At 37.5% G+C, this 12,767-nt stretch carries 15 protein-coding genes and 2 tRNA genes; 7 read left to right on the plus strand and 10 right to left on the minus strand.

Going from position 1 to position 12,767, the window contains the following annotated elements:
* Positions 1-78 precede the first annotated feature (78 nt).
* Positions 79-2,292: a phosphoribosylformylglycinamidine synthase subunit PurL gene (purL, locus tag PHV22_RS09885; protein WP_295023452.1), complete on the plus strand. Its 2,214-nt coding sequence runs from the start codon at positions 79-81 to the stop codon at positions 2,290-2,292.
* Positions 2,293-2,437: 145 nt separating this feature from the next.
* On the opposite strand, the gene PHV22_RS09890 is transcribed toward purL, so the two are convergent.
* The 3 genes from PHV22_RS09890 to PHV22_RS09900 form a co-directional block, all read right to left on the minus strand.
* Positions 2,438-2,710, minus strand: coding sequence for a hypothetical protein (locus PHV22_RS09890; protein ID WP_295023363.1), 273 nt, complete (start codon positions 2,708-2,710; stop codon positions 2,438-2,440).
* Positions 2,711-2,893: 183 nt separating this feature from the next.
* Positions 2,894-2,968, minus strand: a tRNA-Asn gene (locus PHV22_RS09895).
* Between the two features lie 21 nt (positions 2,969-2,989).
* Positions 2,990-3,066: transfer RNA gene (locus tag PHV22_RS09900), tRNA-Met, on the minus strand.
* A 235-nt stretch (positions 3,067-3,301) separates the two neighbouring features.
* Here PHV22_RS09900 and groES point away from each other — a divergent pair.
* Positions 3,302-3,562, plus strand: coding sequence for a co-chaperone GroES (gene groES, locus PHV22_RS09905; protein ID WP_295023361.1), 261 nt, complete (start codon positions 3,302-3,304; stop codon positions 3,560-3,562).
* A 136-nt stretch (positions 3,563-3,698) separates the two neighbouring features.
* On the plus strand, positions 3,699-5,327 hold the full coding sequence (gene groL, locus PHV22_RS09910; protein ID WP_295023359.1) for a chaperonin GroEL: 1,629 nt from the start codon (positions 3,699-3,701) through the stop codon (positions 5,325-5,327).
* 32 nt (positions 5,328-5,359) lie between these two features.
* On the opposite strand, the gene tpx is transcribed toward groL, so the two are convergent.
* Positions 5,360-5,869, minus strand: coding sequence for a thiol peroxidase (gene tpx, locus PHV22_RS09915; protein ID WP_295023358.1), 510 nt, complete (start codon positions 5,867-5,869; stop codon positions 5,360-5,362).
* A 142-nt stretch (positions 5,870-6,011) separates the two neighbouring features.
* On the opposite strand from tpx, the gene PHV22_RS09920 reads away from it, so the two are divergent.
* Complete coding sequence (locus PHV22_RS09920; RefSeq protein ID WP_295023357.1) at positions 6,012-6,251, plus strand: hypothetical protein; 240 nt, start codon at positions 6,012-6,014, stop codon at positions 6,249-6,251.
* 28 nt (positions 6,252-6,279) lie between these two features.
* Positions 6,280-6,558, plus strand: a complete 279-nt coding sequence (locus PHV22_RS09925; protein WP_295023355.1) for a heavy-metal-associated domain-containing protein — start codon at positions 6,280-6,282, stop codon at positions 6,556-6,558.
* A gap of 27 nt (positions 6,559-6,585) precedes the next feature.
* Here PHV22_RS09925 and exbD read toward each other — a convergent pair whose 3' ends face one another.
* The 6 genes from exbD to PHV22_RS09955 are packed head-to-tail and all read right to left on the minus strand — an operon-like array spanning position 6,586 to position 11,257.
* Positions 6,586-6,981, minus strand: coding sequence for a TonB system transport protein ExbD (gene exbD / locus PHV22_RS09930; RefSeq protein ID WP_295023354.1), 396 nt, complete (start codon positions 6,979-6,981; stop codon positions 6,586-6,588).
* Position 6,982: 1 nt separating this feature from the next.
* On the minus strand, positions 6,983-7,432 hold the full coding sequence (exbB, locus tag PHV22_RS09935; protein ID WP_295023352.1) for a TonB-system energizer ExbB: 450 nt from the start codon (positions 7,430-7,432) through the stop codon (positions 6,983-6,985).
* Positions 7,432-8,262 (minus strand): HAMP domain-containing sensor histidine kinase, encoded by an 831-nt coding sequence (locus PHV22_RS09940; RefSeq protein WP_299947442.1) that lies wholly within the window; start codon positions 8,260-8,262, stop codon positions 7,432-7,434. The genes exbB and PHV22_RS09940 overlap by 1 nt, the downstream gene beginning before the upstream one ends.
* Positions 8,252-8,902: a response regulator transcription factor gene (locus PHV22_RS09945; protein ID WP_295023349.1), complete on the minus strand. Its 651-nt coding sequence runs from the start codon at positions 8,900-8,902 to the stop codon at positions 8,252-8,254. Before PHV22_RS09945 ends, PHV22_RS09940 begins: the two co-directional genes overlap by 11 nt.
* Positions 8,895-9,902 (minus strand): dihydroorotase, encoded by a 1,008-nt coding sequence (pyrC, locus tag PHV22_RS09950; RefSeq protein ID WP_295023347.1) that lies wholly within the window; start codon positions 9,900-9,902, stop codon positions 8,895-8,897. The genes PHV22_RS09945 and pyrC overlap by 8 nt, the downstream gene beginning before the upstream one ends.
* A complete protein-coding gene (locus tag PHV22_RS09955) occupies positions 9,899-11,257 on the minus strand; it encodes a phosphomannomutase/phosphoglucomutase (RefSeq protein ID WP_295023345.1) in 1,359 nt (452 codons plus the stop codon). Before PHV22_RS09955 ends, pyrC begins: the two co-directional genes overlap by 4 nt.
* 93 nt (positions 11,258-11,350) lie before the next feature.
* Between PHV22_RS09955 and PHV22_RS09960 the strand changes: the two genes are divergently transcribed.
* Positions 11,351-11,995 (plus strand): DUF3313 family protein, encoded by a 645-nt coding sequence (locus tag PHV22_RS09960; protein ID WP_299947446.1) that lies wholly within the window; start codon positions 11,351-11,353, stop codon positions 11,993-11,995.
* 11 nt (positions 11,996-12,006) lie between these two features.
* Entirely contained in the window at positions 12,007-12,747 is a 741-nt protein-coding gene (locus PHV22_RS09965) for a metallophosphoesterase (protein WP_295023341.1), read from the plus strand.
* Positions 12,748-12,767 lie beyond the last annotated feature (20 nt).

A 12,767-nucleotide genomic window follows, 5' to 3' on the forward strand; every position in this document is an offset into this window, starting at 1 on the left:
CACCCTTAAAAACTGATGTTATGTACTAGTTCGTTTTGGTGCATGACATTGGTAAAACCAAAATTTCAGGAACTATCCGTGAGCCAACAACTTCAAGATATAGAAAAAGTACTTAAATCACACAAGCTTTCAAATGAAGATTACACACATATAAAAAAAATATTAGGTCGTGAACCAAACTTGGTGGAGATTGGTATTTTCTCTGCGATGTGGAGCGAACACTGCTCATATAAATCTTCAAAAGTTCATTTAAGTGGTTTTCCAACAAAGGCTCCATGGGTAATTCAGGGTCCTGGTGAAAATGCTGGAGTAATTGATATTGGTGGCGGATATGCTGCTGTTTTTAAGATGGAGTCACATAATCATCCAAGTTTTATAGAGCCATATCAAGGTGCCGCAACTGGTGTTGGTGGAATCATGAGAGATGTTTTCACTATGGGAGCAAGACCTATTGCAAACTTAAATGCTCTTAGATTCGGTAATGTTTTAAATGATGATAAAATTTCTGCTCATCAGAGGTATCTTGTTCGCGGTGTTGTAGAGGGAATCGGTGGTTACGGAAACTGTATGGGTGTTCCGACTATCGGCGGTGAAACCAGTTTTGACGAGTGCTATAACGGTAACATTCTTGTAAATGCTTTTACTTTGGGGCTTGCAAAATCTGATGAGATTTTTTATGGAAGAGCTGACGGTATAGGAAATCCGGTAATTTATGTCGGTGCTAAAACAGGACGAGATGGTTTAGGTGGAGCTGTCATGAGCAGTGATAGTTTTACAGAGGAGAGCAAATCTCTTCGCCCAACCGTTCAAGTAGGCGATCCATTTACTGAAAAACTTTTGCTCGAAGCTTGTCTAGAGCTGTTTAAAACTGAACATGTTGTGGGTATTCAAGATATGGGAGCTGCTGGACTTACCTCTTCATCTTTTGAGATGGCGGGAAGAAGCGGCAGCGGTATGATAATGCACCTTGACCGCATTCCGGCTCGTGAAGAGGGAATGACTCCTTATGAGTTTATGTTAAGTGAATCCCAAGAGAGAATGTTGCTTTGTGCAAAAAAAGGGAGTGAATCAGAGATTATAAAAATCTTTGAAAAGTGGGATTTGGATGTTGCTGTTGTTGGCGAAGTAACTGCAACTGGAAAAATGGAGCTTTTCTGGCATGGAGAGAGAGTGGCTGAGGTTCCAGTGGATCCTGTTAGTGAAGAAGCCCCAGTTCTGAACCGTCCAATGAGTCGCCCAGCGTATTTGGACAAAATTGCGGATGTTACAATTGATGATTTTGAGAGAGTGTCAAACAAAGAGGCATTTAGTAAGCTTACCAAATCTATGGAAGTTGTAGATAAATCGTGGATTTACACTCAATATGACTCAATGGTACAAACAAACACTATAAAAAAAGGCGGAATGCTTGATGCTTCTGTTATCAGAGTAAAAGAGAATGGAAAAGCGCTTGCTATGAGCGCTGATTGTAATGTTCGCTACTGTTATATCGACCCAAAAGCTGGAGCTGCAGCTGCTGTTATTGAGAGCGGTAGAAATGTTGCTATGAGTGGAGCTAGACCACTTGCTATTACGGATTGTCTAAACTTTGGAAATCCAGAAAATCCAGAAGTTATGTGGCAGTTTGCAGAGAGTTGTTTGGGTATAAAAGAGGCTTGTTTGGAACTTACAACGCCAGTAATCGGTGGAAATGTGTCTCTTTATAACGAAACAAATGGCGTTTCTGTTTTTCCAACTCCCTCAATAGCGACTGTTGGTGTTAACGATGATGCAAACAAAGTTTTGATGTCAAGTTTTCAAGGAGAGGGAAACACTCTTTATCTTGTCGGCGAATCAAACTCTGAATTTGGTGGTTCACTTTACATGAAAGAGATTTGTGGCGCTGTTGCTGGCAAAATCCCTGTGATAGACTACGAAAATGAACTTGCTCTTTGGGATTTGGTTATAGAAGCAAACAAAAAAGGCATGCTAGAGTCCGCAAAAGATGTAAGCAGTGGCGGTGTGGCTATCACACTTGCTAAAATGGCTGCGGTATCTGGATTTGGCTGTGATGTTAGAATGCCTGTAAATGATGAGAGAGATATTTTTGCAGAGAGCATGAGTAGAGCAATTATAGAAGTAAAACAGGAAAATTGTGCTGATTTTGAATCAATGGCAGGAATTTTACCAAATCATAAAATCGGTATAGTCGGCGGAGATAGTATCATAATCAACAACTTGGAGATGAGTATGGAAGAGCTAAAAGATAACTATTTCAATACATTTAAAAGAGTTATAGAGAGAGATATTTAGTAATTAAACCTTTTTTCTAACTGCTCACCACTCTTTGGTGAGTACGATTTATCTCATAAAATTAAATATTAAACATCAAGCACCATAGGATAAACGCTCCTTGTTTAAAGGAGTGTCTCGATGCTGTTTTAAAAATCTAAATCAATTAATTTTCTTCTTTTGTGTCAAGAATATACCAATTTTTGTTATTTCTCTCATCTAGACTCTCTTTGCCTTTTTTATAATCCAGCAGATACTCAATAACTTTGATTCCGCTAATGGAACCATTTGTGAGCACTGTCCCAGTTTTAGATTTATTTGTATCTTGTTTTTGAGACTCATTTGTGCTTATTGGTTTGATGGGAATCCACTTTACATCTGAACATAAACTTATTGTTGCAAATATGGTAAAAAAGATTAAGAAGGTAGTTTTTATCATCAGCTCCCACAATGTATAATTTTACTTTTGAAATGGTATCAAGATTACTGTTTAGATATTAAAAAACACAATAAGAAAAGGGTTACATTCTTGGAAAATAGTAGTGCACTAAATAGCACTAAAACGACACCGAGAGCCGAGTTAATTGATTAAAAGTGCTTGTTTGTGAGGTTATAAATGTGGTGGCTCCGAATACTGGATTCGAACCAGTGGCCAAGTGATTAACAGTCACCTACTCTACCGCTGAGCTAATTCGGAATGTTTAACAATACTAACAAGTGGTGTCAGAGGGGGGACTCGAACCCCCGACCCCCGGCTTATGAGACCAGTGCTCTAACCAGCTGAGCTACCCTGACATCTGTTTGTAAGAGCGGAATTATACATTTGCTAAACTTTAACTTACCTAAGACTATATAGAAATAATTAAATTAATAAAAATTTCATATATATTAATTATGTATATTTAATATACTAAAGTTTATTGAGTGTATTTTGTTAGTAACCTTTAGTCTTTAAGGCTAAAGATATTGACATTGTTGCCTTTTTTTGAGTAGTATTGCGCTTGTAAATTATATTTCATAAGGAGTTTATATGAATTTTCAACCATTAGGTAAAAGAGTTTTAATAAAAAGAATCGAAGAGTCAAACACTACGGCTAGCGGTATCATTATTCCTGATAATGCTCAAGAAAAACCGTCAAGAGGTGAAGTTGTGGCAGTTAGTCAAGAGGTAAGTGATATTTCATGCGGCAATATAGTAGTTTTTGCAAAATATTCAGGCAGTGAAATATCATTGAATGGCGAAAAATTTATAGTAATAAACACGGAAGATGTTTTTGGAATAGTAAAATAATTTTTAGAGATTGGCCGATAGGCATAAAGCAGTTCAAAGTTTGGGTTACATTTGCTAGATGTTAAAAAGACGGGGATTTGCTGCTCATTTATGGCGGCTGTTCTCTTGTAAATAATAATAAAATAAAGGAATCAATATGTCAAAAGAGATAATATTTTCAGATAATGCAAGAAATGCTCTTGCTCGTGGAGTTGCGAAATTAACAGATGCCGTTAAAGTAACGATGGGGCCTCGTGGTCGTAATGTTTTAATACAAAAAAGTTACGGGAGTCCGATAATAACAAAAGATGGTGTTACTGTTGCTCGTGAGATTGAGCTTAAAGACACGATGGAAAACATGGGTGCTCAGCTTGTAAAGCAGGTTGCTTCAAATACTGCTGATGAGGCAGGAGATGGCACAACAACGGCTACTGTTCTAGCAAATGCAATATTTACTGAAGGACTTAGAAATATAACTGCCGGAGCAAATCCAGTTGAGATAAAGCGTGGTATGGATAAGGCTTGCGAAGCAATCTTAGTGAATCTAAAAGCATCTTCAAAAGCTGTAAATGGTAAACAAGATATAGCACAAGTTGCTTCAATCTCTGCAAACTCTGATGAGCAAATTGGAAATATGATTGCAGAAGCTATGGAAAAAGTTGGTCAAGATGGCGTTATAACTGTTGAGGAAGCTAAAGGTATCTCTGATGAGCTTATCGTTGTTGAGGGTATGCAGTTTGATAGAGGTTATTTGAGTCCATATTTCATAACAAATACAGAAAAGATGGTTGCTGAGATTGATAATCCTTGGGTTTTACTCTGCGACAGTAAAGTATCTTCACTCAAAGATCTGCTTCCAGTTTTAGAGCAGGTTCAAAAAACTTCTCGTCCACTTTTGATAATTGCTGAGGATGTTGAGGGCGAGGCTCTCTCAACTTTGGTTGTAAATAAACTTCGTGGAGTTTTAAATATATCTGCCGTTAAAGCCCCTGGTTTTGGCGATAGAAGAAAGGCGATGCTTCAAGATATTGCGATTTTAACTGCTGGTGTGGTAATCTCTGAGGAGACGGGGCACACGCTTGAGGGCGCTACAATAGCAATGTTGGGTCAAGCTTCTCGTATTATTATTGATAAAGATAATACTGTTATAGTAAATGGTGCTGGTTCATCTGAGTCAGTAAAATCAAGAATAGCAGAGATTAAAGTTCAAATAGATGCAACAAGCAGTGAGTATGACAAAGAGAAACTTCAAGAGCGATTGGCAAAACTTAGCGGTGGTGTGGCTGTTATAAAAGTTGGCGCTGCGACTGAGACTGAGATGAAAGAGAGAAAAGATCGCGTTGATGATGCGCTATCAGCTACAAAAGCGGCTGTTGAAGAGGGAATTATTATTGGTGGTGGAGCTGCTCTTGTTCGTGCTGGCGCCAAAGTTAATCTTGAACTTTCTGGAGACCAGAAGATAGGTTGTGAAATCATTCTTCGTGCCATCAAAGCGCCTATGAAGCAGATTGCGCAGAACGCTGGATATGATGCCGGCGTAGTTGTGAATGCGGTTGAGAATGCAACAAGTGCAAATGTAGGTTTTAATGCAGCAACAGGCGAATATGTTGATATGTTTGAAGCAGGAATCATTGACCCACTAAAAGTTGCTCGTGTTGCTCTTGTGAATGCTACTTCTGTTTCAAGCCTGCTTTTAACAACCGAAGCGGCAATTTTTGAGATACCTGAAGACAAATCTAAAAATGATATGAATGCTGGAATGCAGGGTATGCCTGGAATGATGTAGTTTTAAGCCACACAAAATGTGGCTTAATTTTTTTATCTAGCTTCTTTTATAGCTTCAAGAGCCGCTTCATAGTTTGGCTCAGAGGTTACCTCTTTTACAATCTCTTTGTAGACAATGACTCCGCTTCTATCAACTACAAAAACAGCTCTTGCGCTTAACCCTTTTAATGCGTTGTCATCCATCAAAACCCCATACGCTCTGCTGACATCTTTATCTATATAATCGCTTGCAACAGTTAGATTTTCAATGCCGCTTGTTGTGCAAAATCTCTCTGATGCGAAAGGTAAATCCATTGATATAACTGTTGTTTCGCAAATATCAAGATTGTTTACATCTTCATTAAATCTTCTTGTCTCTGAGGCGCATATATCCGTGTCAAGCGAAGGCAGTGTGATGATGAGTTGAATTTTATCTTTTGCTCCTCCAACAAAAACAGCTTTTAAATCAGTTCCAACTGCACTAACAACTGGTGCTTTGTCCCCTACACTGATTGCGTTTCCAGCTAATTTTACTGTCGTGCCTTTAAATAGAGTTGTTTGCATCAATATTCCTTAATTTTTTTTGAATTATATTATACCAAACCAAACCGATTATACAATCTTAAGAATTGGTTTTTAATCTTTGATTAACCTGCTTCGCCGTTCTTTTTTTGTATAATCTTACAGAAACAGAAAAAGAGAGAAAATGCAAAATCCATTTGAGTCAGGTCACATAAAAAACTACATACTGCTTTATGTTAGCGTTGTGGTTATTATGATACTTTTTTTTATAGCAAGTACGCTTTTTTATGATGTCTCTAAGGTTGAAAAAAAAGTTTTTAGTATTGAGCAAAACAACACAGCAAAGATAGAAAAAAGAGAGCAGGTTATACAAAAAGATGATAACTTAAGTAATAAGCTAAAGCTGTTGGATAAAGCTTACTAGCTCTTACAATACCAACAAAGGATAGATTATGAGACAAACTTTTGAGATACTAAATGTTAAGTGTGGTGGATGTGCCAATACCCTTAAAAAAAGTTTGGCTGAGGATTTTGGAGAGGTTGAGGTTGATTTGGAGTCTGATCCAAGAAAGATTACTCTGGAGGTAAAAGAGAGTGAGATACAAATGCTAAGCCAAAAGCTAAGAGCACTCGGTTATCCGCTCACTACGGATGAGTTAAGCAAAATAGAAAAATTTACTATGGGTGCAAAAAGTTTTGTCTCGTGTGCTATTGGTAAAATGGACTCGTAGTGAAAATTATATGTTAATTTTTTGCTACTAATTCTCTTTTGTCACTATGTAGAGCTGTTCGTGCTTTAAGCGCTTGAGTATATCCATAACACTCACAAAATCTTGAAATTTAGACTCTTTATCGCTTCTTAAAATTACCGTTTGATCTCTTGAGATATCGGAGAGTCTCTTCTCTAGTGCCACTAAATCAACTTTTTCATTCTGAAAATGAATCTCGCCTTTTGCATCAACATAAATAGTTACCTCTTTTTTGTTTTCTTCTTTTGTGCTGCCTTTTGCGGTTGGTAGATCAACTGGAATGATGCCTTGGTTTATGAACGTCGCTGTTGTTAAAACCATAACTAAAAGAACGAGCATAATGTCAATGAACGGAATAACATTTATCTCATCAAATCTTTTTCGCTGTTTTTTAAATTTCACCATTTTAGTTGCTTTTTTTATCTTGAGCTACATCAAAAACTGTGAGTATTTTTTCCACTTTTCGCAGAAGTATAGAGTAAGCAACGATGGCTGGCATAGCAACAACAAGACCCATGGCGGTGGCTTTTAGAGCAAGAGCTAGGCCTGTCATAATTTTTTTGGCATCAACTGCTCCGGCGTCACCCATTGTGTAAAAAGTAAGCATAATTCCAAGAACCGTTCCTAAGAGTCCGACATAGGGAGCATTTGAGCCGATGGTGCTGATGACGCTAATGTTGTCCGTTAAATCCATCTCGAGAGTGTCTCTGTGTTCATAGTCGCTTGAACGAATGCTTGCATAAAACATCATTCTCTCTATAAAAAGCCAAACCGTGACAACGCTCATAAGCACTAAAAGCCCCATAACTCCGTAATCAATACCTTTTTCTGCGTAAACTAAAAAATTATCCTGCATTAACTCTCCTTAAATTTAAGTGTAACTGTTGTACCAACATTTGGTTTTGATTTGAAGTTCAATAAAATGTCGTTTGTGTCACAAAATCTCTTTACCATGCTAAGTCCAATACCAAAACCTCGTATATCTTTATTGTTTTGATAGTAGCTGTCAAAAACACTCAAAAGCTCTACTTCGTCCATCCCGCAACCATAATCTTGTATGGATAGAGTATTTGCCTCTAATTTTACACTGATTTTATTAACGCTTTGTGAAAATTTGATACCATTGTCAATAAGATTATCTATGACTTTTGATAATCCAATCTTATCGTTTAGTACCTTTGTTGAGGTTAGATTTAGCTCAAACTCTACTTGAGAGTAGATAGGAGAGAGAAAATCAACTCTGCTTTGAACGAGCTTACAAAGTTGAATCTCCTCGTGAACCACACTTGAACTTTGGAGTTTTATCATGTAGTCAAGTTCATTGTAACGCTCTTTTAGCATATCACAAGCACTCTGAATCCGCTGAATCCGCTTCAAATCTTTTGGGTCATTTAGGCTCTTTTTTATCATCTCTATGTTTGTTGTGATGGTGCTGATTGGAAGATTTAACTCATGAAGAGTCTCTTTTGAGAGGTTTTGCAGGTTTGTAATATGCTCTAAAAGTGGGTCAACTGATAGCTTGGAGATAATAACTCCAGCAAAAATAACTAGGTTTATTAAAACAAGAAGTAGAACTGGGTAGTTTTTTGTCTCTAAAACTATCAAAGAGTAGTATAAAATACCCAAAAGTGAAACAGCCGTTAGGGTGTAGTAGATAAAAATATTTATGCGGTGGTTATGAAACAAGTTTGTAACCGATTCCACGGATATTTTCTATGTTTATCTCAGGCAGAAGCTGTTTGATGCGGTTGATGTAAACCCTTACTGCTCCATCGCTAGTGCTTTGTGAACTGCTCCATAGTTCGTTTAAGATAAGCTCTTTTGGTACAGTTTTGCCAGAGTGTTTCATAAGTAGAAGAAGAAGGTCGTACTCTTTTTTAGAGAGCTCAATCTCCGTATTTTTATATAGAATTCGTTTATGAGTTTCGTCGTGATAAAGTAAGTCTGAGAATCTATTTATCTTATTTGTTCGTTTTAAAATCGCATTTATGCGAAATATAAGTTCATTTGCATCAAATGGCTTCGTAACAAAATCATCGCCGCCGCTCTCATAGCTCTTTTTTAAAACTTCTTTGTCTTTGTGGGATGTTAAAAAGATAGTAGGAGTTGTGTCGTTTGATTCTCTTAGCTCTCTTAGGAGGGTTACGCCGTCCACAAGGGGAACGGCTATGTCCAGTAGATAGAGGTCAAACTTTTGCTCAAATGTTGTATCTAGAGCACTTTGACCATTTGCGCAATGAATAACACCAAAGCCACTCTCTTCTAAAAAATCTACAAGAGTCTCTGCAAAAAGGACATCATCTTCAAGAAGTAAGATTTTATTCAACGCTTTGGATTGCCCAGTTGATGGTTTTTCCAGCGTACATCGGAACAACAGTTCCATAGATATTTGGTACAATAAAGTCTCTTTTTTCTAAGATTATCTCTTTGAACTCTGGGCAGATTTTATAGATGCTTTGTGCATTATCGCTCACAAAAGTTTGAAGATTTTCTAGTTTGTTATGCTTTTCAAAAACATCACATAGTAGTTGAAGAGCGATGGGAGCGCTAAAAACTCCAGCTGCACATCCAGCGGACTCTTTTTTATCTTGAGGATGAGGCGCTGAATCTGAACCAAACATTACTTTGGGATGAGCGTTTAGTGCTACACTCAGAAGCGCCTCTTTGTCCTCTGGTCGCTTGGCGATTGGTTTACAGAAGTTATGTGGCATCATCATTCCGCCGACAACATCATCAAGCGTTATGATGAGATGATGAACAGTTATGGTAGCGTAGAGATTTTTATACTTATCCAGCATCTCAACAGCCTCTTTTGTCGTGATATGCTCCATAATAATTTTCAAATCAGGAAAGTTTTTAGCCAAAAGTTCATAAACGCTCATAAACTCTGCTTCTCTATCCATAACAAAACCATCGCTCTCGCCGTGAACGCAAAGAGGAATCCCTAAAATACTCATAGCTTCAAGAGTCTCACGCATCTCCTCAATATTAAAAGATGAAACGCCTCCTTCAGAATTAGTGGTAATACCAGCTGGATAGAGTTTTATTGCCATAATGTCGTTAGACACGGAAGCTAAAAACTTTTTATCATAATTTTTGTAAAAGAGTGTCATGTACGGCTCAAAATAGTCATTTGGAATCGTCGCCATAATCCGCTCTTTATAGGCTCTAACATCCTCTAGCGTCTCAACCGGTGGAACTAAGTTTGGCATAACTATTCCACCGCTAAAACTATAAGCACTTAATGGTGCGACGGTCTCTAGCATCACGCCATCGCGAAGATGAAGGTGCATATCTAGAGGCATTAGCAGAGTGTGAGTTTTCATAGGGTTTCCTTGGCTTGTAAAATTAGTTTATTTATGGTTTTTTCATAAAGTCCTACATCCTCTTGCGAGGTCGATTCAAAGCGAGTTACTAAGATGGGTGTTGTATTGCTAGCTCGCACCAAGCCCCAGCCATTTTCAAAGTTTATACGAACACCATCAACAGTTATAATATCTTTTATAGCTGGAAGATAGGCAGGAGGAGCTTTTAAAAGCTCTTTTACTCTATCCATAAGTTTAAACTTCTCTGCTTCGGTTGTTTTTACTTTTATCTCTTCGGTTGAGAAAACAAGAGGCAGTTTTGCTAGCTCTGCATCCAAATCAATTCCATCATGAACTAACTCTAACATTCTAAGCGTTGCGTAAATGGCATCATCATAGCCAAAGTAGCGATTTTTGAAAAAGATATGTCCACTAACTTCACAAGCCAAATCTGCGTTTGTCTCTCTCATTTTTACCTTTAAATTTGAGTGACCAGTTTTATACATAATGGCTTTAGCGCCTCTTTTTTCTAATTCATCATACATAACCTGAGAGCATTTTACCTCTCCGATTACTGTCGGCTTGTCCATTTTCATAGCGTACAAAAGAGCCATCATATCGCCCTTTATGTTGTTTTTGTGAGTTAAAACTGCGATTCTATCGGCATCACCGTCATAAGCAAAAGCGATATCGCCATCAGATGCTAAAAGTTTTTTTATATCTTCTAGGTTGTGTTCATCCGATGGGTCTGGATGGTGATTTGGAAATGTACCATCAGGATTGACAAATAACCCTTTTGCATTGAGTTTTAGAGCACTAAAAATTCTCTCGGTTACAACACCAGCAACGCCGTTTCCGCAATCATAAACAATGCGGGTCGGCATACTTGCAAGATGGGAAAATTCACTAACTAAAAAATCAACATATTTTGAGAGAGCATCTATTTTAATAACTTCTCTTGGAGCCTTTGGCGGAAAATTAATGATATCGCATTCTCTTCCCAGAGCATAAATATCTTCGCCGAAAAATGGAGCTTTGTCAATTGTGATTTTAAAACCGTTGTACTCACTTGGGTTGTGAGAGCCTGTTATCATGACTGATGCCGATGGAGTAATACCGCTCCATTCCTGATAGTTTGTAAAGTAGTTCACAGGAGTTGGAACCATCCCCATATCCAGAACTTTCTTGCCACCGGCATTAAGTCCAGAGATAAGGTACTCAAAGAGGATAGGAGAGTGACTTCTTGCATCGTATCCAACCGCAACAAATTCGCCATCTATTTTGCCAGCTAACGCATAGCCGATTTTTGTAACACTTTGTTCGTTTAGTTCCTGCTCAAAAATCCCTCGAATATCATACTCTCTGTAAATGCTCATAATTTATAGCCTTTAAATTTGTTGGTGCAATTTTACAGTAAATCGCATATTATTAAAATATAATGATATTATTTTATAAAAAAGGATAAAAATATGAGATTGTCGTTTATATTGACAGTTGCCTTACTTGCTTTTTTTATGAGTGGATGTATGAGCAGAAGTCCACAGGCAAAGAATTCTGGCTTTTTTAAAGATTATAAATCGTTTGAGAAACTTGTAGATTTTAACAAAAAATCAGACCATGAGATAGTTCTGAAAAAGAGTGCAAAAGAGTATAAAAATGTTATCGTTTCTGCCGTGCAGGTAATTTCGACAATTGAGCCAGAACAGCAAACTGCGTTACAGAAAAAACTTTATAAAGAGATAGGCGACTATTTGAATGCGGAGTATAAAAAAAGCATCCAAAACAGCGGTAAATATAGATTGGTTGAGAAAAGCGATGAGGATACTTTGGTGTTAGAGAGTGCAATTTCTGTTGTTGAGGTTCATCCAGATGATGAAAAATGGAGTCAATTTTCGCCAGTATCGTTGGGGCTTAGCGTAGTTTCTGCTAATGTTTATATGGATGGCGATGTTAGACTTTTGGGTGAAAAACGGTTAGTTGATGCTCAAACAAAAGAGGTTATTTCACAAAGCATGAGTGTAATAAAAGATATAAAGATAATACCAAAAGGTGATGAGTTGGAGCTTGAAGATCTTAAACCAGCGCTTAATGAGTGGATAATGCACATAAAATAGGCAAATAGAAGATGTCCCTGCAGGTAGGATGGAGATACTTTCCATTTAAGAGCGTTTTTATAGATAGCGATGATTTGGTCTTTGGTGGTATAAAGATTGTCCAGCTATCAGATCTGCATTTGACAAAAAAAGTAAGTGTGAAGTACCTTGCAGAGTTAGTTGAAAAAATAAATGAGCTAGCTCCAGATTTGGTTGTTTTTACTGGCGACATATTGGAAGTCAATGCATTTGGTGTAAAAGAGCAGATAAAGACATTTGCTTCACTAAACTCTCCAGCCTATTTTGTTAGCGGAAATCATGACATTATTTATGGGGTAAAACAGCTAGAGGAGCTCATGGAAAAAAGTGGCATCGTCTGTCTAGATAATGCCATAGTTACAATAAAAATCAAAGAATTATTGATACAGTTGGTTGGACTAAGTGATAGATATGGTTTTTTAAAAGGTATAAAACGAATGCCAAAAGAGCTCTTTTTGAAATTAAATCCAGATTTACCGACAATTCTTTTAGCCCATCAACCAAAAGATGTAGAGCATATTGGCTCTTATCGTGTGGATATCCAACTAAGCGGACACACACACGGCGGGCAATTTTTCCCATTTACCATTCTTGTAAAACTCTTTCAACCATATTTTTCAGGACTCTATAGATACAATAAAACAAACCTATATGTTACAAATGGCTTGGGATATTGGGGTATAAAAGCTAGATATAAAGCCTCAAGTCAAATCCCAGTTTTAACGATTAATTAGCCTACCTCTAAGCCCCCTTA

It is taken from the genome of Sulfurimonas sp., assembly GCF_028713515.1.
GTDB lineage: Bacteria > Campylobacterota > Campylobacteria > Campylobacterales > Sulfurimonadaceae > Sulfurimonas.

Excerpts from the sequence above, each read along its gene's own strand:
- groES (WP_295023361.1), top strand. The coding sequence starts at position 3,302 with ATGAATTTTCAACCATTAGGTAAAAGAGTTTTAATAAAAAGAATCGAA.
- tpx (WP_295023358.1), bottom strand. The coding sequence starts at position 5,869 with ATGCAAACAACTCTATTTAAAGGCACGACAGTAAAATTAGCTGGAAAC.
- PHV22_RS09965 (WP_295023341.1), top strand. The coding sequence starts at position 12,007 with ATGTCCCTGCAGGTAGGATGGAGATACTTTCCATTTAAGAGCGTTTTT.
- PHV22_RS09920 (WP_295023357.1), top strand. The coding sequence starts at position 6,012 with ATGCAAAATCCATTTGAGTCAGGTCACATAAAAAACTACATACTGCTT.
- PHV22_RS09955 (WP_295023345.1), bottom strand. The coding sequence starts at position 11,257 with ATGAGCATTTACAGAGAGTATGATATTCGAGGGATTTTTGAGCAGGAA.
- PHV22_RS09960 (WP_299947446.1), top strand. The coding sequence starts at position 11,351 with ATGAGATTGTCGTTTATATTGACAGTTGCCTTACTTGCTTTTTTTATG.
- exbD (WP_295023354.1), bottom strand. The coding sequence starts at position 6,981 with ATGGTGAAATTTAAAAAACAGCGAAAAAGATTTGATGAGATAAATGTT.
- PHV22_RS09925 (WP_295023355.1), top strand. The coding sequence starts at position 6,280 with ATGAGACAAACTTTTGAGATACTAAATGTTAAGTGTGGTGGATGTGCC.
- pyrC (WP_295023347.1), bottom strand. The coding sequence starts at position 9,902 with ATGAAAACTCACACTCTGCTAATGCCTCTAGATATGCACCTTCATCTT.
- PHV22_RS09890 (WP_295023363.1), bottom strand. The coding sequence starts at position 2,710 with ATGATAAAAACTACCTTCTTAATCTTTTTTACCATATTTGCAACAATA.
- groL (WP_295023359.1), top strand. The coding sequence starts at position 3,699 with ATGTCAAAAGAGATAATATTTTCAGATAATGCAAGAAATGCTCTTGCT.
- exbB (WP_295023352.1), bottom strand. The coding sequence starts at position 7,432 with ATGCAGGATAATTTTTTAGTTTACGCAGAAAAAGGTATTGATTACGGA.